This window comes from Gemmatimonadota bacterium (assembly GCA_009841265.1).
Classification (GTDB): Bacteria; JAAXHH01; JAAXHH01; order JAAXHH01; family JAAXHH01; genus JAAXHH01.
Genome location: VXMB01000009.1, coordinates 363,479 through 386,564, shown reverse-complemented (window position 1 = coordinate 386,564; position 23,086 = coordinate 363,479). Strand labels below are relative to the sequence as shown.

General features: G+C 63.5%; 20 protein-coding genes. 7 read left to right on the top strand and 13 right to left on the bottom strand.

Going from position 1 to position 23,086, the window contains the following annotated elements:
- Positions 1–41: 41 nt before the first annotated feature.
- The 4 genes from F4X08_06580 to F4X08_06565 are packed head-to-tail and all read right to left on the bottom strand — an operon-like array spanning position 42 to position 4,825.
- Complete coding sequence (locus F4X08_06580) at positions 42–2,081, bottom strand: hypothetical protein (GenBank protein MYD25460.1); 2,040 nt, start codon at positions 2,079–2,081, stop codon at positions 42–44.
- Positions 2,082–2,141: 60 nt separating this feature from the next.
- Positions 2,142–3,605 carry a M81 family metallopeptidase gene (locus tag F4X08_06575; protein MYD25459.1) on the bottom strand — a complete coding sequence of 488 codons (1,464 nt, stop codon included), beginning with the start codon at positions 3,603–3,605 and terminating at the stop codon, positions 2,142–2,144.
- Between the two features lie 16 nt (positions 3,606–3,621).
- Positions 3,622–3,990 (bottom strand): DUF423 domain-containing protein, encoded by a 369-nt coding sequence (locus F4X08_06570; GenBank protein ID MYD25458.1) that lies wholly within the window; start codon positions 3,988–3,990, stop codon positions 3,622–3,624.
- A gap of 58 nt (positions 3,991–4,048) precedes the next feature.
- Positions 4,049–4,825, bottom strand: coding sequence for a glucose 1-dehydrogenase (locus F4X08_06565; protein ID MYD25457.1), 777 nt, complete (start codon positions 4,823–4,825; stop codon positions 4,049–4,051).
- A 181-nt stretch (positions 4,826–5,006) separates the two neighbouring features.
- Between F4X08_06565 and F4X08_06560 the strand changes: the two genes are divergently transcribed.
- Positions 5,007–6,266, top strand: a complete 1,260-nt coding sequence (locus F4X08_06560) for an enolase (protein MYD25456.1) — start codon at positions 5,007–5,009, stop codon at positions 6,264–6,266.
- Positions 6,267–6,340: 74 nt separating this feature from the next.
- Here F4X08_06560 and F4X08_06555 read toward each other — a convergent pair whose 3' ends face one another.
- From F4X08_06555 to F4X08_06520, 8 genes are all read right to left on the bottom strand, one after another.
- Positions 6,341–7,624, bottom strand: coding sequence for a hypothetical protein (locus F4X08_06555; GenBank protein ID MYD25455.1), 1,284 nt, complete (start codon positions 7,622–7,624; stop codon positions 6,341–6,343).
- Positions 7,625–7,677: 53 nt separating this feature from the next.
- Positions 7,678–9,507, bottom strand: a complete 1,830-nt coding sequence (locus tag F4X08_06550) for a hypothetical protein (GenBank protein MYD25454.1) — start codon at positions 9,505–9,507, stop codon at positions 7,678–7,680.
- Positions 9,508–9,673: 166 nt separating this feature from the next.
- A complete protein-coding gene (locus F4X08_06545) occupies positions 9,674–11,113 on the bottom strand; it encodes an NADH:flavin oxidoreductase (protein ID MYD25453.1) in 1,440 nt (479 codons plus the stop codon).
- Positions 11,114–11,208: 95 nt separating this feature from the next.
- Entirely contained in the window at positions 11,209–12,249 is a 1,041-nt protein-coding gene (locus tag F4X08_06540; GenBank protein ID MYD25452.1) for a hypothetical protein, read from the bottom strand.
- A 90-nt stretch (positions 12,250–12,339) separates the two neighbouring features.
- The gene (pyrH, locus tag F4X08_06535) at positions 12,340–13,071 is read right to left on the bottom strand and encodes a UMP kinase (GenBank protein MYD25451.1); all 732 of its coding nucleotides are present in this window, start codon (positions 13,069–13,071) and stop codon (positions 12,340–12,342) included.
- A 9-nt stretch (positions 13,072–13,080) separates the two neighbouring features.
- A complete protein-coding gene (locus tag F4X08_06530; GenBank protein ID MYD25450.1) occupies positions 13,081–14,424 on the bottom strand; it encodes a nicotinate phosphoribosyltransferase in 1,344 nt (447 codons plus the stop codon).
- 9 nt (positions 14,425–14,433) lie between these two features.
- On the bottom strand, positions 14,434–15,663 hold the full coding sequence (locus tag F4X08_06525) for a trans-2-enoyl-CoA reductase family protein (GenBank protein MYD25449.1): 1,230 nt from the start codon (positions 15,661–15,663) through the stop codon (positions 14,434–14,436).
- 29 nt (positions 15,664–15,692) lie between these two features.
- On the bottom strand, positions 15,693–16,538 hold the full coding sequence (locus F4X08_06520) for a histidinol-phosphatase HisJ family protein (GenBank protein MYD25448.1): 846 nt from the start codon (positions 16,536–16,538) through the stop codon (positions 15,693–15,695).
- A gap of 190 nt (positions 16,539–16,728) precedes the next feature.
- Here F4X08_06520 and trmB point away from each other — a divergent pair, with 190 nt between their 5' ends.
- Positions 16,729–17,373, top strand: coding sequence for a tRNA (guanosine(46)-N7)-methyltransferase TrmB (gene trmB / locus F4X08_06515; protein ID MYD25447.1), 645 nt, complete (start codon positions 16,729–16,731; stop codon positions 17,371–17,373).
- A gap of 17 nt (positions 17,374–17,390) precedes the next feature.
- On the top strand, positions 17,391–17,849 hold the full coding sequence (locus F4X08_06510) for a peroxiredoxin (GenBank protein ID MYD25446.1): 459 nt from the start codon (positions 17,391–17,393) through the stop codon (positions 17,847–17,849).
- Between the two features lie 35 nt (positions 17,850–17,884).
- Here the strand turns inward: F4X08_06510 and F4X08_06505 are convergent, their stop codons facing one another.
- Positions 17,885–18,751 (bottom strand): sugar phosphate isomerase/epimerase, encoded by an 867-nt coding sequence (locus F4X08_06505; protein ID MYD25445.1) that lies wholly within the window; start codon positions 18,749–18,751, stop codon positions 17,885–17,887.
- Positions 18,752–18,932: 181 nt separating this feature from the next.
- Between F4X08_06505 and F4X08_06500 the strand changes: the two genes are divergently transcribed.
- From F4X08_06500 to F4X08_06485, 4 genes are all read left to right on the top strand, one after another.
- Positions 18,933–19,448: a biotin transporter BioY gene (locus tag F4X08_06500; GenBank protein ID MYD25444.1), complete on the top strand. Its 516-nt coding sequence runs from the start codon at positions 18,933–18,935 to the stop codon at positions 19,446–19,448.
- Between the two features lie 124 nt (positions 19,449–19,572).
- Positions 19,573–21,327 (top strand): peptide ABC transporter substrate-binding protein, encoded by a 1,755-nt coding sequence (locus tag F4X08_06495; GenBank protein ID MYD25443.1) that lies wholly within the window; start codon positions 19,573–19,575, stop codon positions 21,325–21,327.
- A 39-nt stretch (positions 21,328–21,366) separates the two neighbouring features.
- The gene (locus F4X08_06490; GenBank protein ID MYD25442.1) at positions 21,367–22,230 is read left to right on the top strand and encodes a phytanoyl-CoA dioxygenase; all 864 of its coding nucleotides are present in this window, start codon (positions 21,367–21,369) and stop codon (positions 22,228–22,230) included.
- A gap of 13 nt (positions 22,231–22,243) precedes the next feature.
- Positions 22,244–23,053 carry a phytanoyl-CoA dioxygenase family protein gene (locus F4X08_06485; GenBank protein ID MYD25441.1) on the top strand — a complete coding sequence of 270 codons (810 nt, stop codon included), beginning with the start codon at positions 22,244–22,246 and terminating at the stop codon, positions 23,051–23,053.
- Positions 23,054–23,086: the final 33 nt, after the last annotated feature.

The window sequence follows — 23,086 nt, the reverse complement described above, 5'->3', positions numbered from 1 at the left end:
GTGGGTTTGCCCGGTTGGTGCGTGAAAGGATTCAGCGGCGGCTAGGGCCGGTGATTCGGATTGAGCAGGTGAACGAGTTGCACGGCCTGGAACAGCGCCGCCGGTTCGATCTGGGGCCTGAGGGACCGGCGCCGCGGGAACAGCGTGGTCTCTCCCATCATGGGCGGCGCCACCACGACTTCGACCTGGCCCGGGTTTATGCGGATGTTCCGTCTCGGACACTTGGGCCAGATGGAATGGATGCCCCTGAAGGCCATGGGAATGATGACCACGTCGGGCGGAATCTTGCTGAACAGCCCGTGCTGCAAGGGTATGGACTGGATGTCGAAGGCCGCCGTGGTCCCCGCGGCGTATATGATGCCCGGCCGTTTCTCCAGCAGTCCGGCGAATCGCTGGGTCGCGTTGTTGGTGTCTCCCGCGCGGGGCAGGACCACGTAACCGTCGACTTCCTCGAGCAGCCGGTCGAATTCCGCGGCGTTCACGCCGAACAGGGTCGTGCTCCAGGAACCCAGTCGCAGCGTCACGTACTCCGTCAGTCCCGACCGGGACAGGATGGTGCAGGGACGGGAGTCCTCCCAGCCCAGGGCGTCCAGCAGGACGCGGGACTGAAGCACCTTGTACATGACGGGATGGTCGAAGACGCTCTGGTGGGTCGGGAAGAACAGGACCTTGTACCGTCCCTCGTGGAGCTTGAGCACGCGGGCCAGTTCGCCGACCATCGGATCGACGTGGACCTTGACCGTTATGCCGAAGATCTTCAGGGTCCGGTCGGCCCAGGTGAGACTGTTGTGCCAGGCCGCCTCTAGCTGCTCCCGCTCGCCCAGGTTCTCCTCCTCGATGGCGAGTTTGTTCCTGACGTACCGCCATGAAGCACCGATCCACCGGGTGAGCTTCGTGGCGCGCTTGACGGGAGAGTACCGGGCGTTGCGCCCCACGTGCGGATACTCCAGGAAATGGCCCGCGGCGGTCCGGTCCAGCAGGGGCGGCACCACCATGGGTTCCAGCATGGAGGCGAGTTCGTCGGGGATTTTCGCCTTCTCCTCCTCATGGTCCTTCATGTGCTGGTTGATCCGGTAGATGACCAGGTTGCACTTGTCCATCAGGGCATGGGTCAGGTCGATCATGTCCCGTGTCAGGCTCGTATAGTGATGGCCGTACCAGTATCCGGTAGGCTTGAGCTGCGCGGGGTTCTCCTGGTGCGCCTGGAAGAACTCCACCATCATGGCCTGGCCGAGCAGGATATCCTCCTGGATGCCGTCGATCTTGCGCTGGATATACTTGCTCGGGACGTGCCGGCGGCAGAACTCGGCCAGCAGTTCGGCGTCGCTGATGATCTTCCATACCGCGCAGCCGAACCAGGCGAAATTGGTATAGGTATTGTAGCGGACGGCGAGCAGTTCGCCGGCGGCCAGATATTCGAGCGTCTTCTCCGCGGTGTTGTGGAAGATGTCCCGCAGTGTGGAGCGGGTTTCCTTGCCGTCGAGCGTGCATGGATAGGTAGCCTGCCAGATGGGGTCGTCCTCCGGCACGATGTCCTTGAGCTTCTCGGCGACAGGCTGGGCGTGAGACAGGGGCACGCGGGACAGCCTGGCCCCGGCCAGGGCGGCCTCGCCTTCGTCCGGGGTAAACACGTTGCTCGCCCGGAGCGCTTCGACGTAGACCGTCTGGTAAAGTTCGAGGAACTGGGCGGTGGCGTCCGGGTCCTGCTGCAGGAACTGCTCCCTTACGCGTGCGTACAACTGGACCGACTGGTAGTAGTCGGGGGCGACCCGCCGGAACTGGTCGTAGGCCTCGCCCATCCGCTGGTCGCGAAGGAGGGGAACCCCTTCGTAGATCGCGCCGATCAGCTTCGCGCGATAGCCCAGTCCCTCCAGCCCGATCGATCCACCGGGCGTCCGCGAAGGCGGCCATTTCAGTAGTTCCGGATCGACGCCTTCGAAATAACCCTCGCTGTTCGCCAGGTCCAGCACGCCTTGCGCGGCCTGGTCGTAGACCGTGAGCAGGACGTCCACGTTCCTGATCAGCGTCTGGTGATCGAACCAGATCGAAGCGGAATCGATTTTCTGGGTCGCGGAGTTCATGTCTGGTTCCGTAATAGTCCAGCCCTTGGTGCGCGCTGTCGGACCGCCGGTATCGCTGCGTTATCCCTGCGCGCCGTCGAGCGGATAGAGTTTCCTGCCGAGGCGGTGATAGGTGACCACGCCGGCGTCATGGACGCCCGGTTCCGTGACCACGTGGATCGCGCCCGCCCACGGTTCGAATCCGGCACGGAAGTGGGCCGAAGACTTGACGCCGATGTAACGCATTGCCCTGGGGTCCAGGCCGAGCGATTCCGAAAACGCCGTATCGAAAGGCTGTTCGCGCTCGTTCACGAGTATGACGTGTACGCCTTCCTGCCGGATATGGGCCGATGGTCCCATCGTACCTTCCAGGCCGGCGAGCATGGGGCCGTGGTACCGGAACCTGCCGTCCGACAGGGCCAGCACCTCCGCCGTCATGGTCACCGGCTCGCCCTGCAACGGCGTGGATTTCCCCCCGACGTCCAGCGTAACCGTCGCGCCCACACCGGCATCCATGCACCGGTCCACCGCCTCGGGGTCAACCATGTACAGGACGCAGGCGTCTTCGAGTCCGGCGTCGATGAACGTGCGCAACATGGCGGTACTGTCACCGGGCGAGCCGCCGCCCGTGTTGTCGTTGTGGTCCGCCAGCACGACGGGGAAAAGGTCCTCCTCGTGGACCCGTACCAGCGTCTCTTTCGTCGACGGCATGTGATAATGCCAGTCGGCCCGCTGGTCGTACAGCCAGGCGCCCAGTTCGTCTGCGTAACGCTGGGCCGTCTCCCGGTCGTCGTCCGTCACGATGTACACGGACGCGCCCATGTGAGGTATATCCGCCAGCGGGAAACAGGTGGCGATCGATCCGCAGACGACCCCGGGCCTCGACTCGATTTCATGCAGATAGTCGATCGCCTCCTTCATGGGCGAATGAGCCGTCACCTGGTTCATGCCCCAGGCCATGGGGATCTGGTGCAGTGCCATGGTGGGCCGCAAGCCCTCCTTAAGGATCCGTACGAGCACGTCGGCGCATTCCCGTCCCCGGGGCGCCATGTCCACCTCCGGGTAGGACTCCCGGCCGATCAGCACGTCGGCCTGCTCGATCATCAGTGGCGTCATGTTGGAGTGGATATCGAGCTGCCCTACGATGGGCAGGTCGCCGACGAGTTCCCGGACGGCGGAGAGGATGTATCCTTCGCCATCGTCGATGCCTTCGGCCACCATGGCGCCGTGCAGTTCGAGCAGCACGCCGTCTATGGGCCCCGCGTTGCGAAACCCCTCCAGCATCTCGTCGACGATCTCGTCGAAAAGCGCCCGAGGCGTGGGACCGCTCGGATGGGGTTCGGCCACGATCGTGGGGATCAATTCGAACCCGTGTGCTTCCGCGCCTTCGATGAAGCCGCCCGTGGGCTTGTTCGTGCCCCTGAACGCCTTGAGGATCTCGCCGCCCCGCAGGCCGCCGTACCGTTCCTCGTAATTCCTCCGGGTGGTTTCCACGGTCGTGAACGTGCTCGTCTCGTGGGCGATGATTCCGGTTACGACGCGCATACAACTCCCTGCCGATTCAAGCCCGGTATATGCCGTAGACCAGGAGCAGCCAGCCGACGATGAACGCCACGCCGCCCAGCGGAGTCACGGCGCCCAGCCACCGGATGCCCGTGAGACTCAATACGTACAGGCTGCCGGAGAACAGCACCGTGCCCGCGATGAACGACCATCCCGCCGCCGGCGGGATCGCACCCGGCCATCGCGAGACCGCCCAGGCCGCGAAGAGCAGGCCGAAGGCGTGATACATCTGGTACCGGACGGCGGTCTCGAAGATCTCCAGCATCTCCGGCGAGATCCGGTCCTTCAGCCCATGGGCGCCGAAGGCCCCTGCGACCACGCCCAGGAGCGCCGAGATTCCGCCGGTTATGGCAAATAGCTTATCCATCTAGAACCAGGTCCTGTTCGGCGGCCTACCAGATCGGGGCCAGCCAACCGCCGTCAGCCTACCAGATCGGGGCCAGCCAGCCGCCGTCCACGGGCAGGGCCGTTCCGGTGATCCACTCGGCGTCGTCCGACGCGAAGAACACGCAGGCCCGGCCGATGTCCTTCGGTAGTCCCAGCCGGGGCAGAGGGGTCTTCTCCAGTGCCTCGGCGACCTGCTCCTCGGTCAGGTAGTCCTGGATGGGCGTCTCGATATAGCCCGGGCAGATCGTATTGGCGGTTATGCCGTGCGACGCCAGTTCGACCGCCGTATCCCGCGTGAGGTTGACGACACCGGCCTTGGCCGGCGCGTACGCCGGACCGCCGCCGCCGTGAAAGGCGTGCACGGAAGCGATGTTGATGATCCGTCCAGCGCGGGAATCCTTCAGGTGCGGCACGGCCGCGCGCGTAGTCAGGAACAGGGCCCGCAGGTTCACGCCCATGACGCGGTCCCATGTCTCGACCGGGGTCGTCTGGCTGTCACCCAGGGTGAAAATCCCTGCGTTGTTGACCAGGATGTCCAGGCCGCCATAGGCTTCCAGCGTCCGGTCGACCAGCCGGTTGACGGATATTTCGTCCGATACGTCGGCCTGCACGAAGAGGCCGTCGGAACCTATCTCGGTCAAGGCCTCCACGGTGGGCGTCGTCACGTCCTGGTCATGGTACTTGCCCGGCCTCGGCCGTTCGACGAGGTCGCACACCACGACGCGGGCCCCTTCCCTGGCCAGCTCGATGGATATACCTCGGCCAATACCGGAACTGCCGCCCGTGACGATAGCGACCCGACTTTCGAGTTTCAAGTGGTCCTCTGTTTAACCTGGTAAGCGATCTGGAGCCTTTCTGAATGGAATGTAACCAGATCGAAAAACCGAGGCAAGGCAAGTGTTCATAAATGGATTGCGTTTTTCGAATCCCGCCTTAGTTATATAGATTTCACGCCCGTCCCGACCCTACCGTCCCATACCAACGCAGGAGGAATCCATGAAGATCACGCACGCCGAACGAACGGCCCTGAACGTGCCGTTCTACGCCCCCCACGTCGATCACGCCATGGCTCGGGCGAACACCCATAACGAGCGCGTCTGGGTGTACCGGCTGGAAACCGACAACGGACTGGTCAGCATCACCGACGGCCACGGCGCTTCGGATACCGCCGGCCTGGTCGGCAAGGACCCCTGGACCATCATGTGGGACGACGATATCGGTTTCGGACCGCAGATCGCCGTCTTCGACCTGTGCGGGAAGGACGCCGGGGTGCCCGTGCACGCCCTGCTGGGCAACAAGCTGCGGGACCGTTGCCCCCTTTCCTGGTGGGATATCGACATGGCGCCCGAAGACTGGGTCAAGGAGGCGGAGGAGTCCCTGCGACGCGGCTACACGTCCTTCAAGATGAAAGCGCGGCCCTGGCGCGACATCATCGCCCAGATCGACGCGGTAAGCGAGGTCGTTCCGGCCGACTACCGGTTCGACGTGGACTTCAACGGTTTCCTGCTCACCCAGGCGAAGGCGGAACAGATCCTGTCCCAGCTCGACCAGCGGGTGAACGTCGGCATTTATGAGAGTCCCTTCTACCTGCGGAAAGACCTCAAGGGCGCGCAAATGCTCCGGGAACGCATCCAGAAGCCCATCGTGGAACACTTCGGCGACGACGTCTGGCACGCGGAGGTCAGCGACGGGTTCGTGGTCGGCGGCGGCGCCTCGGGGACGATGCGGCAGGGCATCATGGCGGCCGCGTTGAACAAGCCCTTCTGGCTTCAGATGGTGGGGGCCGGATTGACCACGACTTTCGCCGCCCACATCGGCTCGGTGCTGTCCCACGCCCAGCTGCCCTACATCACCTGCCACGAACTCTGGCAGACCGATCTGCTGACCGAACGGATCAAGGTGGTGGACGGGTACATGGATGTGCCGGACAAGCCCGGTCTCGGCGTGGAGGTCGACGAGAAGGCCATCGAAACCTACGCGGTCGACGACGACGAACCCACGGCGGTGCAACGCTACCGCAGCAAGAAGCGGATCCTGCGCGTGGTCTGGCCGGGCCATGCCGGCGGGCAGCGCGTCTGGGAGTTCACGGACGAGAGCATCTACCAGCCCGAATTCTACAAGGGGAATCTGCCGGGATTCGAAACGGGGGTGCACCTTGAGGTGATCGAAGACGACCAGAGTTCCGCCTTCGAACAGCGGCACGCGGAACTGGCGCGGCGGGAGGCCGCCGTGGCCCGAGCACCCAAGGGGATCTAGAACCGGGCCGGGAAGCGCGCGGCCTTAGCCACGGCCGAAGCGTGCGACGTCAGCCACGGCCGAAGCGTGCGGCCTCACGTTTTGTTCTTTCCGGACCGTCTGAACGTTTCCGGTATCACCCGCTGCGCCGCTTCGACGACGCGTTCTTCCACGTCGCCGGCGAAGCGATTGGGCAGTCCGAAATACACCGTGGCGTCGCCGCCTTCGTACCCGCCCTCCTTCCAGATCCGCCGGGAGGGTATGTATCCGGGGAAGTCGTTGGCGTACGCGCCTATCCACATCCTTGACGGATCGTACATGCGCCTCAGCCTGAAGGCGTAGTCCGCGACGACCTCCCCGGACAGGAAGACGATGGCGAGTTCGTCCCCGAACGACCATCCCTGGACCGGATAGCTGAGTGCTTCCGGGACGGTTTCGCCGTGGTCCATGCGGGCGATCCACTTCCGGGCGTGGTAGCCCGTGGCGCCTGTTTCCTTTGCCGCGGCCATCCAGGCCTCGCGCGAAGGCAGGGTGTCGTAGGGCAGCGAGGCGTGGACCAGGCGGCACCGGATCCGTCCCGTCAGGGGGCGTCCGGGGATCCGGAGCAAGCGGTCCACTTCCCATGCGATGTCTCCACCGTGACGCCGGGAAAAGGAAAGGCCCGTGCGGGGAAAGGGATTCGCGTTGGCGGCGCACCCGATGGTGACCAGGGCAACGGCCCCCGGGTGGTTCCGCCTGATCCTGTCGGCCGCGAATCCCGCCCAGTCACCGCACATGAAGTTGTCCGCGGGGCCGAATGTCGTGCAGTGGCAGGCGTAGCTTACCCATACCGCCCTCAGGTTTCCGTCCGGGTCATCTACCCGTATCATGGGCATCACGTGATCCACGGGCCCGATCTGCGCGCGCCGATTCACCGCGAACCCGGCGTGTCCCTCGCTGTAACTCAACCGGGACGATTTACGGTCTGACAGGGCACGCAGTCCCACCTCCACGAGCCTTTTCGTCACTTCCCCGGTATAGCGGTCGATATGCCGCTGGTGCGCCGCCGGGATATCCGTGCTGAACAGCATGGGCGCCGCGCCCGACAGCATGGGCGCGTTGTGGGTGTGAGTATAGCACAGGACGATGCGCTCACGTTCCATCCCCGCCTGCCTGCCCAGTTCCCGCGCGACGGACGCCGTCATGGATTCGGTCACGCCGCAGTTGTCCAGGGCCAGCATCAGGACCGGCCGCTCCGCGCCGATGGCCAGGGCGCGGGCGTACAGGGGCGACTTGATCTTCACCGTTTCTTCCCGGCGCGCGCCGTAACCGCTCAGGCGCACCGGGTAGTCGGGGGTTACGTCGACTTCTGACACGCCTACCGGGATCAGTTCGCTCATCGGTATTCCCTGCCTTCCCTGCGCGACGCGAACGCGCCGCGAACGCGTGCCAGCTAATACCATTCCGTCCTGTGGGGGGTTCCCGGGAAGAAGACCGCGTCGACCACGAGGGACAGGACGACGCCGAGGAGAAACCCGAGGATCGCTCCGGTGAAGAATGGTTGGGCGGCGCGGTACATGCGCACGCCGCCGATGCGAATCAATACGATCTGCAAGAGCCAGGCGAGGAAAATCGGCAGAAAGGCGTTCCTCACCACGCCGCCCACGTCCCCGACGGCCATGCCGACGGGATGCAGGGGCCACCACGTGAAAAACGCCCTGCCGGCGATGACCAGGCCGTTGATCAGCATGCCGGACAGCAGGAACAGGGCTTCGAGGACCCCGATCTGGGCGGCGTTGGTCGCCCAGACGATGGTGCGTCCGAAGAAGAACGTACCCAGGCCGCCGGGCTGGGTATAGAGGTTGTTGGCGCCCACCGTATGGGCGGAATGGACCAGGGAGACGACCGAGACCACGGCGCTTACACCGATCGCCAGGCAAATCCAGCCGAACAACCCGCGGCCACGCCCTTCCAGCCGGTTCTTCAGCCACGCGATGTGCGAAAACCCGACCAGGGTGAAGGTCCGCCAGTTCCGCGCGAAACCGTTGGCCATGCCCATCACGTTGATGTCCCGCATGGACAGGGAGGCCGTTCCGATCAGTCCGACCGTGAAGTAGTTGGGTTTCACGGTGAGCTCCGCCATGACCAGCCCCGATTCGGCCACCACCCGGGCGAGTACCAGGTAGAAGGTGAACATGACGGCGAGGAAGAGCACGCCCACCGCAATGGAGAGCCCGGCGCTGTACAGCCACAGCACCGCGAACGCCGAACCGCCCGCAAGGCCGATGAGCGCCCACCGGTAGGAGAACAGTTCCCGCGCCTCGCCGTCGTCCCGGACGGGCCGCCAGGCAGCGCGCCACACCGAAGCCAGGTGGCGCCTTGCGATCCAGACCAGCCATGCTGCAAAGACGATTACGCCGCCCATGTACTGCATGCCGGTCAGTCCCCCCTGCACCACGCTGCCGCTCGTGGAGAACATGCCCATGCGGCTCAGCAGCCCCTGTTCGAGCACCCCGAAAAGCTGGAAGAACCAGAGACTGAAGAGGATCTCCGCAGGCGCGAAGAAAGCGAAGCACAGGGCGTAGACGTTCAGGTACAGGGGTATGCCCGGGAAGTAGGGGGCGATTTCCAGGGTGGCCACCGCCCCCGGATGAATGGGCAACATGGGCAGCGCGCCCGAGTAAGCCGCGCAGTTCCAGGCCATGGCGGTGAAGGTGAGGAGCAGCCCCGCCAGAAAAAGCCGGTTGCCGCCGCGTCCGGGACGGGACGCAGCCCGGTCCTCCCCGGATTCCCCGATGAGCCGAAGGGCCGCTTCCGCCAGGGGGAATCTAAGGCGTTCGTACTCCATCCACTGCCTGCGGAAGATCACCACGATGCAGGCGCCGATCAGCAGGAGTGCGGCGAACAGGCAGAGCCACCAGAACACGGGGGTCATCCAGACCGACCACGGAATCTCCTGGCCCGGCTGCAGGCCTTCGTAGAATCGCCGGGCCGATTCGGAATCGCTCAGGTAGACCCAATGGGGAAGGTGGGGAAGGATGAGTTCGTCCCACCGGTTTTCGGGGGAGGCGAAGTAGGCGGGCGCCGCGATGGCGGAAACCATGTAGCGGGTGACCCCCAGGTCGGGCATCATGGACGCCGCCCAGCCCATCGCGAAGACCGTGAACAGCTCGGTCCGGGTTAACGCTTTGCCCGGGCAGCAGGCCCGGCAGATCAGGTTGGGCAGCAGAACGAGGGCCAGAAAAGGGATCAGGAAGCCGGAGGGCAGGTGGGCGAACAGCATGAAATCGTAACCGCCCCGGTCGGCCAGGTATTGCGTGCCTAGCCCGATGAGGGCCGACAGGAGGAGGCCGATACCGGCCGACCTCAGCGTTACGGGCTGCCGGTCCGGGCCGTCCGGGCGATCAGGGCCGTCCGGGCCGACCTGAAGATTCGCAGATTTGCCGTCCCTAGGGTTCAGGCGCTGTATCCAGCATCTCCTTGTAGATGTCCGCGTAGATCTTGTCCCGTGGAACGCATCCGACGGCGAACTGGCCGAGTTCGTTGTGCTTCCCGCGCATCAGGGCGGTGCAGTAACTGACCGTGATACAGCTCTTCTTTCGGATCATTTCACCGTGCTCGGCCACGTCCTTCGCGAAATCGGGATAGGCCAACGCGCCTCTGCCCGATCCCATGACGGTGACCCGGCCGTCGCGGATATTCGCCGCACCCGCGTTGATCATGTACTTCTGCAGCCAGCTATACCCGGTACCCACGATGTGGAGTTCCGGATGCGCCGCGCAGAGGGCGGCTGCCGCGCGGAAGTGCCGCGCAACGCCGAACAGGGGATGTTCGGGGGCATCGTAGCCGTCCACCGGCGATCGCTCGGCCGGACGGCCCACGTGGGGATTGTAGTAGGGGCTTCCCATGGTGGCGTTGATCATCCCGATCCCGGCCTCCTTGAGCAGGCCGGCCACCGCGACCGGTTCCGACAGGTCCTCCCGCAGCGGATCGTCCGCGTCCACGCCGAATCCGGAGAGGTAGGGTACGGGGTACGGCGCGCGGGGCGTGCCCGTGCCCGTATCCGGGTCGGTGGTGTACGGAATGCCGTCGTATATGTTCATCCGGGTTGCCAGCGGCAATTCGTCCTTCGTTTCTTCGCGAATGCGTCCGATCACATTCCGGACCAGCCGCGTCCGGTTCTCGAGACTCCCGCCGTAATCGCCTTCCCGGAGCCTTGCGGCCAGTAGTTCGGAGAGCAGGTAGCGATGGCACTGCTTGATGTCCACAAAGTCGAACCCCAGTTTCCAGGCCAGGACCGCGGTATCCACGAGGGCATCCTCCACCCGGCCGAGATCGGCGTCCGTCAGCACCGGGTAGTCCGGGGTAACCGGTATCTTGCGCTTCTTGTCCACGAGGGTGACCGGATCGGCGGCGGGATCGTGGAAGGCGATGAGCGGTTTCCGGTAACTGTAACGGCCCGAGTGGGTCAGCTGCAGCCCGACCACCAGGTCGTCATCGCGGCCATGGACGGTCCGGTGGGCCTCGCGGGTCTGCGCGAGCAGCGCCTCGAAGGACACGGCGTTGCCATCGTGCAACCAGAGTTGCCGGGTATTCGCCCGGGCTTCCTCCGTCACGGCCGTGGCTTCGCCCCAGATCAGTTTGGCCCCGCCCTCGCCGAAGAGCCGCCACCTGCGGAATACCAGCTCGTCAGGCGAGCCGTCCAGGTGCCCATCGCATCCCTCCATGGGGTGCACGGCCATGGAGTTGCCGATCGTGCGGTTCCCGAACCGGATGGGGCGCCAGAGCGGATCGAGGTCCTCGGTCAACGGGATATCTTCGTTCAATCCGAGGCGGTCGATATCCTGTTGCAGATCCTCGAGCGAACGGTAGCGAAAATGCTTCGGCATGTCGTCATCCTGTTCCGGTTGAAATCCAGGGCGTCACGGGGTGCGCGGGCCGCCGGTGGCTTTTAGCACACGATCATCACGGGACGGCACGATCATCACGGGACGGCGTACCATCGACGCAGCACCCGTTCCGCTTCCTTGTTCTGAGGACTGAATTCTATCCTGTCCTCGGTTACGCGGCTCGCGTCCGGATACCACTTCCAGATGAACATTCCGCGGAACCAGGGCACTCTACCGACAGTCCGGAACAGGGCTTCGTAGGCGTTGACCTGCTCGTCCGGATCGACCTGGTGGACTACCGGGCTGACTTCCCCGCGCCGGTTCCGCCTTCTCGGCGGCCACTCCCATGGCCGGATGGTCGACCCGGGTGAGTTCTTGTAACCTACTTCCGTGAAAAGCACGGGTTTTCCGTGCGTATCGGCCAGCCGGCCGATGTTCTCGATATGGGGTTCCCACCCGGACATGATTTCAGTGACGCTCGGTCCATGCCGGTCGGTCAAGGGGAAATAGGCGTTGACGCCGATGTAGTCGAGGTGGGGCCACAGCTCGATCACGTCGTAGTCCCCGTGCCAGTTCGCTGCGTAGGTGAGCTTCCCGTTGTAGACCGTCCTGATTTCCGCAATGAGCGACTTCCAGAATCGTGGACGGGACCGCACCGGATTCGAGAGTTCCGTAGCAATGCAGAGGATCTCCATGTCTTCCGCCTGCGCCAGTTCGGCGTAGTGCAGGATGAACGTCCGGTAATCCGCCTCCCACTGCCGCCACTCCTCCTCCGTTGTGAAATCGATCACGCCGATCCAGCCGTCGTCCACGGGCCGGGTCAGCCAGATGTGGGGCTTGAGCATCAACCGGAATCCCAGCTCCCTGGCCTTCCTGGCCGTAGTCCGCAGTCCCTGGTCGGTCTCTCCCCAGAATCGTCCGCGCCGGTTCAGCCGCACGGACGGCGTAGTGTGGTTCTCCATCCATCCGAAAGGTGTGAGCGCCAGCCATTCGACGCCCAGTTCGCGCGCCTCGGGGAGGGCGTTTTCCGGCATCTCCCAACGGCCGCCCACCCAGGATACGCCCTTGTAGAAGTTCTCCAGCGCAAAGGGCGGTTCCTGTGCCGCAGCGCGGTCGCACCACAGGACGCATAACAACAATAGAATACCGAGGTAACGGATTGGCGTCATGTTGATGGATTGGCGTAGCGTAAACTAAATGGCGTCATGTCGACGAAACGGCCGTGGTCAGGCGAACTGGTCCGCCGCCCTTGTGATGAGGCTGCCGAGGTCCTCGCCACGGCAGATGCGTTCCATGGCGCCGGGCGAGTTGAAGTCGAAAACGTGAATCGGCAACCCGTTGTCGCGGGCCAGCAGCACGGCCGTCTGGTCCATGACTTTGAGATCGTGCTGGATGACCGAGTCGTAGCTGATGACCTTGTACCTGCGGGCGTCCGGGTTTTCCCGGGGATCGCTCGTATAGATCCCGTCGGTGCCGTTCTTGGCCGAAAGCAGGACTTCGGTCCGAAGTTCCAGGGCGCGCAGAACCGATGGATAGTCCGTGGTCACGTATGGGTTCCCGGTGCCGGCGGCGAGGAGGACGATGCAGCCGTGCTCCAGGTGCCGGACGGCTCGGAGCCGGATATAGGGTTCGGCCACGGTATTGATGGGGATGGCCGTCATGACCCGGACGTCGCCCGCACCGCGTGAGGTCAGTGCGCCCCGGAGCATCATGCTGTTGATCACGGTCGCGATCATGCCGATGTTGTCGGCCTCCGCCCGCTCGATGCCCCAGTCCTGGCCCAGTTCGCCTTTGAATATGTTGCCGCCGCCCGCCACGATGCCCACCTCGACACCCGCGGCATGCAACTTCATGACCTCGCTGGCAATGTACTCGATGGCGGAAGGATCGAATCCCCAGGGATTTTGACCCGAAAGCGCACCGCCGCTGAGTTTGACCAATACTCGTTTGTAACGCACGGGTCCTCCTTATCGATTTGCGGAAAGTTGAGCACTGAACCGGACGGGATAGGCCGCCGCGTCTTCCCTTCGTTTGTAGCGCGCGGGGAGGCTGTCCAGTTGTGACGCCCTCCTGCGGCCGGCCGCGGACAGGTCCGGCATCGGACCTTCAAGGCGGCCGCTGCGCATGACAGGGCCGAGCAGGGGTTCCCATTCCTGGAATCCGGCTGGTTCGCCGTCCCGGGTTACCCGGTCCTCCACGAACTCCCCATGCCCGTCGCGCCGCCGCCACACCTGCTTTGCATAGGGCCGGGTCTGCTTCCCCTCGCTGAGTTTGAAGACCGGCCGCGTACCGGAAGGCGTTTCCAGCGCGCATAGCTTGTAAACGCCGCTCAGGGACGGCGCGTCCGGCGAGTTGACCAGTTCATTGCCGACACCGAAGAGATCCACGGGTACCCCGGCTTCGACCAGCGAAGCGATTCGGAATTCGTTCAGATCTCCGCTGAGCATGATCCTCGTTTCCGTCATTCCGGCCTCGTCCAGGATGCCGCGGACTCGCCTCGCCTGATCGGCCAGGTCGCCGCTGTCGAGCCGAACTCCCTTCAGAGACGGTCCTATCCTGGTGGCCAGCCTGGCAGCCTCTACGGGGTCGAAGGTGTCCAGCAACAGCGTGGTGCTCCCGGGGAAAACGCGATGGTAGGCGCGGAAGGCCTCCAACTCGTTTTCGAAGGTCATGATCCAGGAGTGGGCGGCGGTCCCGTAGACGGTGATGCCGAACTGCCGTCCCGCCTCCACGTTGGACGTCCCGATGCACCCCCCGATGACCGCGGCCCGGGCCGCCATCAGTCCTGCCTCGGGGCCGTGGGCCCGGCGGCTGCCGAATTCCACCACACCCCTGCCCGCGGCGGCTTCGACGATACGCGCCGCCTTCGTGGCCACCAGGGTCTGGTGGTTTACCGTGGTCAGCAGGAAGGTCTCGACGATCTGGGCTTCGATAATCGGCGCCGTAATCCGAATCAACGGCTCGCCGGCGAAAACCACGGTCCCTTCGGGTATGGCCCAGAGATCTCCCGAAAAGCGAAACGAAGACAGGAAATCGAAAAACGCGTCCGGTATACGTTGAAACGGCGGCAATGTCTTCAGATGATCGATGTCGTCCGCAGAAAACCTGAGTGCGGACAGATAATCGACGGCCTGCCGCAACCCGGCCGCGACGAGCCAGGACCGCCGTGCCGGCAGGTCCCTGATGAACAACTCGAAGGTGGCTCTTTCCCGGCGTTCGTTTACGAAATAGCCGGCCGCCATCGTGAGTTCGTACAGATCGGTTGCCAGCGAAGGCGACCAGTGAATCGGGCAGGAACCCTTCTGGTCCATGCAGATCCGCTATATCTCCGCTTCCAGTTCGACCGGTTCGTCGTACGCCACGCCGTCCACTTCGAAACCGAACAGCTGCCGGAAACCCCGCTTGTAGGCATCGTAGTCGGTCAGTGCGCGGAAGTTGTTCGTCGTAATCGTCGGCCACACCGAATCGATTTCCCCCTGGACCGGCCCGCCCAGTTCCAGGTCATCGAGGCGGATCCTGTCCTCCCCGTCGAGCGCTGGCGTCCTGCCTGGACCGATATGGTCGTTGAACAACCGAACCATCTGGTGGATCGGATCCTCGTGCAGGCCGCGTTCCCGCATAATACGGTACAGCAGGCTGATGTACAAAGGGACGACCGGGATCGCGGCCGAAGCCTGGGTGATCACGGCCTTGTTCACCGACACCATGGCCCTACCCCCGACGGCTGATTGTAACTGGCCGTCGATCGCTTTCGTGGTCTCTTCCAGGTGTTCCTTCGCACGGCCGATGGTGCCGCTCCGGTAAATGGGCCAGGTCAGGGCCGGCCCGATGTACGAGAACGGAACGATCCGGGCGCCGTCGGCCAGCAAACCGGCGTCGAGCAGCGCTTCGCTCCACCGGCGCAGGTCGTCGCCGCCCATGACGCCCACCGTCCCGCGGATGCCTTCGTCCGACGCCGGTTCCACGGTGACCTCGTTGATGACCTCGCGGTTCAGATCGATGGTCTTTCCCACGTAGGTCTCCCCGATGGGACTGAGTACGGACTGGTAGTTCTCGCCCGTGTCCGGATCCGTGCGCTTCGGAGAGGCCAGGCTGTAGACGACCAGGTCCACCTGGCCCAGCCGGGACGCGACCAGTTCCACGGTCTTCCGCTTGATCTCGTGGGAGTAGGCATCGCCATTTACATTGGCCGAGACCAGTCCGATTTCCGTCGCGTACCGGTGATATGCCGCGGTGTTGTAGAAACCCGGCGTACCGCATCGGGTTCCGCTGCTTTCGCGTTCAAAAAAGACGCCCACGGTGCCGGCGCCGTACATCGCGCCTGCCGCGATGCGCGCCGCCAGGCCGTATCCCGTCGAAGCCCCGATCACCAGTACACGGAGCGGGCCGGCGCCATTCTTCTGGTCTGCCTGACCGTCCTGAACGGACCGGGCAGACCGGGCGGACCGGGCGATCCGGATCTGGGCGTTGACGTTCGAAGCGCAACCGGCGGGATGCGCCGTGGTACAGATAAAGCCCCGGATGCGTGGCTCAATGACGGCCGTGGCCATTAGTTCTTTTCCCTTCCCGTATTAAATGCCTATTCAATGGGCACCGGCGTCGCGCGCCGGCCGTCAAAGGACATGGCTTCCCCGTACCCGCAGGATGCCGCGTGGGTCCTGACCCGGTCGAAATCCCGGCCGATGTCTTCCAGAACGTGGGCGTCTGATGCCGTCGTGATGGAGATCCCGCGACGGGCGCAGGCCTCCAGCAGGGGGCGCTCCGGGTAGATCCTGCCCACGGGTTTGCGAAAGCCGGCCGAGCTGATCTCCACGCAGAGGCCCTCCTGACCGCTCACCTGCTCGGCAAAGGCCTCGTACAGATCCGAAATGTCGCCGTCGGGCATATGTCCCATCACCTTGATCAGATCCGGATGGGACATGGAATTGAAACATCCGGTCTGCACGGCCTGTCCCAGCAGGCGGAAGTAGTCCCGGTAGGCCTGGTCCACCGATCTCCGGTCCCACTCGTCCGCGAAAAGGGACATGTCGAATCCCCAGTCGCCGATCCAGTGCACCGAACCCAGCACGAAATCCCAGGGATATCCCCCGACGATCCGTTCGATGACCGGTTCCTTGCCTTCGATGTAATCCATCTCGATGCCGGTTTTGATGGGCAACCCCTCCCGGCGGGCTTCCTGCAGGAGGCTCACGTATTCGTCCATATCGTAAAAGCACTTGTCCACCGCCCAGGGCTTGTCCACGATCTCCCGTGCCTGGACGAAGTGGTACACGTGCTCGGTGATGGCGATTTCCCGCACGCCGTGTTCGGCCGCCGAGGCGGCGAAAAGGCGCATGGTCTCCATCGGATCCGTGCCGTCCGGGCGGGTGTCCTCCGTCCTGCCGAAGGGAAAGTAATTCTCCACGTGCATGTGGTAGTCGAGCATGGTTCAGCCTCGTGCCGCAGGAGGAATCAGCCGCGGGGATGCCGGGCGTGAGTGCTGGTAATGATAACCAGTGGCCGGTCTAAAATCAAACCAATTCTGGGCGGTCCGTATCGCTTGACAGGGCACCGAAGGATTCCTAATTTGCCCGGTGGAACGTCCAGGTGGCCACCCCTGTCCTCATCGCCTTTCTATGGAACAAATGACCCTTTCCCCCGAACCACGTCGGGCGGCGGACGCGACCCGGGACGTGGAATTCCGCATACGCGAGAACGAGGACCAGGTTCAGTGGGACCGGTTTTTCGAAAACAGCGGGCCCGTGGAAGTCGAAATCGGGTGCGGTAAGGGCCGCTTCATCATCAATTCGGCCATGGCCTATCCGCATATCAATTACATCGGCATAGAACGGGCCCTGCGCTATTTCCGCATCATGAAGGAACGGGTGGTCCGGCGGGAACTGGCCAATGTCCGCCTGCTGCGGGACGACGCCGTGTATTTCGTTGAACGGTTCATACCCGACGGGGCGGTCTCGGCCTTTCATATCTACTTTCCCGATCCCTGGCCGAAGAAACGGCACAGGAAACGCCGCCTGTTCAATCTACGGTTTCTGGACGAGATCGTGCGCACGCTGGCGGCGGGGGGGACCCTCGATTTCGCCACGGACTACGTCGAATACTACGAAGAGATCCAGGCCCTGCTCGATGCGTCGGACCGACTGGACGCACTGGGGGAGATCCCTGATAGGGTAAAGGAACTGGGGCGTGATCTGACCAATTTCGAGACGAAGTACACCGCGGAGGGTCGGGCGATTCACCGCGGGGCGTACGTGAAACCCTGAATAGAAAGGAAACCATTATGCTGCAGGCAGGCGATCCCGCACCCGACTTCACAATGGAGGCCGATAAGGGCGGACCCGTTTCGCTCAAGGGCCTGATGGGCAAGACGGTGGTGCTGTATTTCTACCCGAAGGACGACACCCCCGGCTGCACCCGGGAATCCTGCGCCTTCAGGGATCACTTCCCATCGTTTCAGGGCCGGGATGTGCTGATCTACGGCGTCAGCTGCGACGATATTCCTTCCCATGAGAAGTTTGCAGCGAAGTACGACCTGCCCTTCCCGCTGTTGAGCGACCCGGACACCTCCGTATCCACGGCCTACGGCGTGTACAAGGAGAAGACGAACTACGGCCGGAAGTACATGGGGATCGAGCGATCAACCTTCGTCATCGACGGGAACGGCCGGATTTCCAGGATCTTCCGCAACGTCAAGGTGGACGGCCACGTCGAGAAGGTGCTGGACGAAGTGTCCGGCTGAAGGGCGCCACACTCCGGCTGAGGGGCGCTACACCGCTACACCATGTACCGTTTCAGGTGCGCCCGCGCGCGGACGAAACCCTCTTCTTCCAGTTCCCACGAACCGTAATACCGCCCGTCCTCGTGTTCGATGCTCAGAATGCCGTCGTAGCCGAAGTCTTCGAGGCGTTTCACGATGAGCGCCCAGTCGGCCATGCCCTCGCCGGGGATGCAGTAACGCCAGTAGCCTTCGCCGAAGGCGACCGGAGAACCGAAGGAGGGCTTGATTCTGCCGTACAGGTAAAGGGCTTCCTCGTCGAACACGGTGTCCTTGGCGTGCACGTGGTGGGCGCGGTGGCCGAACTCCATCAGGAAGCGCATCGGATCGACGCCCAGCCGGATCAGGTGCGAGGGGTCGTAGTTGATGCCGAAGGCGGGTGACGGGCAGGCCTCGAACATGGCCCGAAGCATCTCTGGCGTGGCGCCGATCCGCTCATGGTGGGTCGACCCCCCGGGCCAGCCTTCGAGGGCGATGGTCGCCCCGCGGGACTCGGCGAAGTCCACGATTTCGGGCATCGTGCGTTTCCACTGCTGGAAGGTGGCCTCGCGGCCCTGGGCGGGATCCTCGGGGGCCGGCGCGACGTAGAACAGGTTGGTTACGCCATGGTCGACCGCGCGCTGGATGGAATCCCTGGAGGCGTCCAGCGCCTGTGTCTGTTGCCCGGCGTCATCACTCAGCAGTTCCGTGCCCGCGACGAGGTCCACCTGGCCGATGGCCACGCCGTGCGCTTCGGCGGTCCGGACCATGTCGCCGTCGATCCTGGATACGTCGATCGTATCGAACCCCTTCTCGGCCATCCACGCGCACACATCTTCGAAGGGCATGGCGTTCAAACGGCCTGTAGTGCGGATCCCTACTCTCATCGAAGCACTCCTTTGCCTTTAGAAAACGTCGTTGACACAACCGCCCGCCAATGTATATGAACGTGCGTGAGGTAGCAAGGCAAAGCAGCCTCCCTTGAGCATGCGAACGTAAACCGGTTCGGCCGGAACGACAGGAAGGGAAATTTTGTCCAGGAACGTGCGACTGGCCACGGCCTCCCTGATGGCGGCTCTGACGGCGGTGAGCGCCTATATCAACATACCAATCGGCCCGGTGCCCATCACGATGCAGACCTTCTTCGTCCTGCTTTCCGGCGCCGTACTCGGCGGCCGCTGGGGTGCCGGAAGCCAGATCGTCTACGTATGTCTCGGCCTGGCCGGCATCCCGGTATTCGCCGGCGGCATGACCGGGCCGGCGGTCGTGCTCTCGCCCACCTTCGGCTACCTCGTTGGGTTCGTCCTTTGCGCTTTCCTGACCGGAAGTTACCTGGACCGTTTCACCCGGAGCAGCATCCCCCATATCGTCGTCGGAATGCTACTCGGTCACGTCGCCATCTTCGGTTGCGGCCTTTTGTATCTGTACGCCTACTTCAACTTCTACGCAGGCGTGGAGACCACCTGGCCCGCTACGCTGGCCGTCGGCCTGATCCCCTTCCTCCCCTTCGGACTGGTCAAGCTCGTCCTCGCGGTCTCCGTTACCCGGACCCTGTCGAAGTATGTCCGGATCGAATGCCCGTGAACCGAGCGTCCGGGTGCGCGCCTGTATGTACGCGCCGGACACCGTAGCCTGCTGTTGACACGCCATCTTCCGTATTGTATAGTCTTTAGTCTGCCGGAATCCTGCGTTCCGCGTCGATTCCATCATGTACACGACAGCCACGGGAACAGGTATGAATAAGGGGACACGACCGGTCCGGTCCGCAATCACGCGCGTCCGGGCCCTGTGTGCACGGGGGCGTCTCTTCGCCGTCGCGGCCTGCCTTGCCGGGTTCATCTGCTGCTTCCTGCCGGTCGCCACATTGACCGGCGCCGTCCCATTGGTCAACTCCGTCGGCAAGGAGATGCCACCGGACGCGGCGTCCCTGGAACAACAGGTGTTCCGCTATACGCTCGTAGAACCGCTGACCTTCGACGTCAGCATCAATATATACGAGGGCCAGGGGGCGCTAACCCTGTTCGAACGCCTGGTCATGCTCGACAAGAACCTGGAGCTTGTCGGGGCCGCGGCTTCCTCGTGGGAACAGTCGACGGACGGGCTGCGCTGGACGTTCAAACTCCGTCCCGACGGGAAGTGGAGCGATGGCCGCACGGTCACGGCACACGACTTCGAATACACCTACAAGCGATTCCTCGATCCGGCCGTAGCGAGTCCCTACGCCTTCTTCTACTACGAAATAAAGGGCGCTCGCCCGTACAACCAGGGCAGTGTGACCGACCCGTCGACCGTGGGCATTCGCGCCCTGGACGACTTCACGCTGGAGATCGAAACGGAGAAGCCCTGTCCCTATCTGCCCTTCATCGTAGCGTTCACCGGATCGGGACCGGTACCCCGGTGGCAGGTCGAAAAACACGGGGTGCGATGGAGCGAAGCTGGGAACCTGGTAGCCAACGCGAGCTACACCCTCTCCGAATGGCAGAAGGGCAGGCAGGCCACGCTGACCCTCAATCCCTACTATACCGGTCCCCACAAAGGGTATCTCGAGAAAATCGTACAGATCTTCACCACGGGACACCCGGGCACCCCACCGTACGAGAACGACGAAATCGACTATCTCAGGGTCATGTTGACCGACCTTCCCTTCATCGAAAACCATCCGACATTGAAGAACGAACTCGCCTACTACGCCTTTCCGGAAACCTGGTACCTGTTCTTCAAGACCCGCGAACCGCCCTTCGACGATGTCCGCGTGCGCCGTGCGATCAGCCACGCCATCGACCGCGAGGCGTTGTGCAAAGTCGTCCTGCGCAATACGGGCGTGCCCGCGTACTCCATGCTCCCGCCAAATTTTCCCGGAAGCGCGGACGCGTCCATACAGTCCGTACAGGCCTACGATACGGACCGCGCCAGGGCCCTGATGGCCGAGGCGGGATATCCGGACGGCAAGGGGTTTCCACCGATCGATTTCTGGATCGGAAAGACCAATCCCCAGATCAGCTACACCGCGCAGACCGTTCAGGCGATGCTGGCCAACACCCTGGGCCTGCGACTCCGCATGCGGGGGTCGGAAGACAAGGTATACCGGGACAATATGTACGACTGGAACATTCCCATGGGCCTGGGTGGGTTCAATGCGGATTATCCCGATCCGAACAACCTGCTCGGCATGGTTTGGCGTTCGCAGCCGAGAGGATTCGGGCGACAGGACTGGCGCAACGAGGGCTTCGACCGGCTGATCGACGCGGCGGCGCATGAAATGGATCACGACAAACGCATGAGCATGTACCGTGAAGCGGAGCGGCTGCTCGTGGAAGACGTGGGCGGCGCGTTTCTGTACCACAATCTGACGGTGGACCTGCGGAAACCCTACTTGAAAGGGCTCGAGGTCAACAAGTTCGGCTACGCGATGTTCTCGTGGATCGGCATCATGCACACCGAGATGTACATCGCCCGGCACTGAAGACGCCGGCACTGAAGACGCCGGCACTGAAGAAGGTCGATTGGAAGGAGCGTGCGGGACTTGAATGCGGAAGGAATCGTAACCGAAGACATCGTACGGCAATACCAGGAAGACGGCGCGGTGTGCATACGGCAGGCCTTTGATCCGCACTGGGTGTCCATCGTGGAAGCCGGCGTGTCCCGTAACCTCGCCGAACCCAGCGATTACGCGGGCACTCTGAAGGCGGGCGAGGAAGACCGAGGGGGTTTCGTCGACGACTACTGCAACTGGCAGCGGATTCCCGAGTACCGCGATTTCGTGTATAAGTCGCCCGCGGGGGCCATGACGGCGCGACTCATGGAATCGCGGAGTTCCGTTTTCTATCACGAACACCTCCTGGTCAAATGGCCCGGCACGCTCAAACGGACGCCCTGGCACCACGACCAGCCCTATTACCCGGTGAACGGCCGCCAGAACGTATCCCTGTGGATGCCGCTGGACCCCGTTTCGAAAGCGTCTTGCGTGCAGTTCGTCCGGGGTTCCCACGACTGGGGCCGCTGGTTCGTACCCCGCAAGTTCGCCACGGAAAGCAATTACGCCATCGAGGACGCCTCCGCGAAACCCATGCTCGAGGACCGGCCCTTCGAGGACGTGCCGCCCATCGACGAACACCCGGAGGACTACGAGATCCTGGCGTGGGACATGGAACCCGGCGACGTCATCGCGTTCCACATGTGTACGCTGCACGGCGCGGCGGGCAACCAGTCCCTCACCGATGCGCGCCGGGTGCTGGCCACCCGATGGCTCGGAGACGACGCCCGGTTCGCGACCCGGCCCTGGGAGATTTCCCCCACGGAAACCGGAGGGCTCGCCCCGGGAGACCCCATGGCCTGCGACCTGTTTCCCCGGGTCTGGTCCGCATGACGGAGCGCAAGAAATGAACCATCTATTGACGAGTGAACAGATTGCCTCCTACCGGGAAAACGGTTTTCTCATCATCGAAGACTTCCTGAACGAATCAGATCTGGAGACCTGGCGGTCCGCGGTGGATGAGGCGGTCACGCTACGGGACCGGAACAGGCTGCCCGAAGGGTCCTACCACCTGGCCAGGAAGGTAACGGCGGACGACGAATCCGTATTCCGGCAGCGGATCAACCTGTGGATGGATCACGAAGGCGTCCGCGCGCTGATGCTGGACGGTCGGCTGGGTAAAATGGCGGCCGACCTGGAGGGGGTCGACGGGATCCGGATCTGGCACGACCAGGTCCTGACCAAGCTGCCCTGGGCCAATCCCACCACGTGGCACCAGGACAATACCAAGTGGTCCTTCGCGTCGGAACACGCCATCACCATCTGGGTCGCCCTGGATGAAGTCACCGTCCAGAACGGCTGCATGTTCTTCATGCCTGGTTCACACAAGCAGCGGCGGGACGACTTCCCGGCGGCCGGGAAACAACTGGGAGCCATGTTCGACGCCTACCCCGATCTCGGCCGGACGGACCCTGTGCCCGTCGTCATGCCGGCGGGCGGATGCTCCTTCCACAACGGGCTGATCGTGCACGCCGCCGCCGCGAATATGACGCCCCATCCGCGCCGCGCCTTCACCTGCGCCTACATGCCCGACCACAGCACGTTCAACGGCACCCCCAACGTGCTTCCGAACCGGATACTGGATTCGATCGAAATTGGCGACCCGCTGGATGACGATACTCAGAACCCGCTTATTTACTCCAATGACTTTACCTGAAAGAACCGCCCAGACCGTGTGTGAGGAGGTATA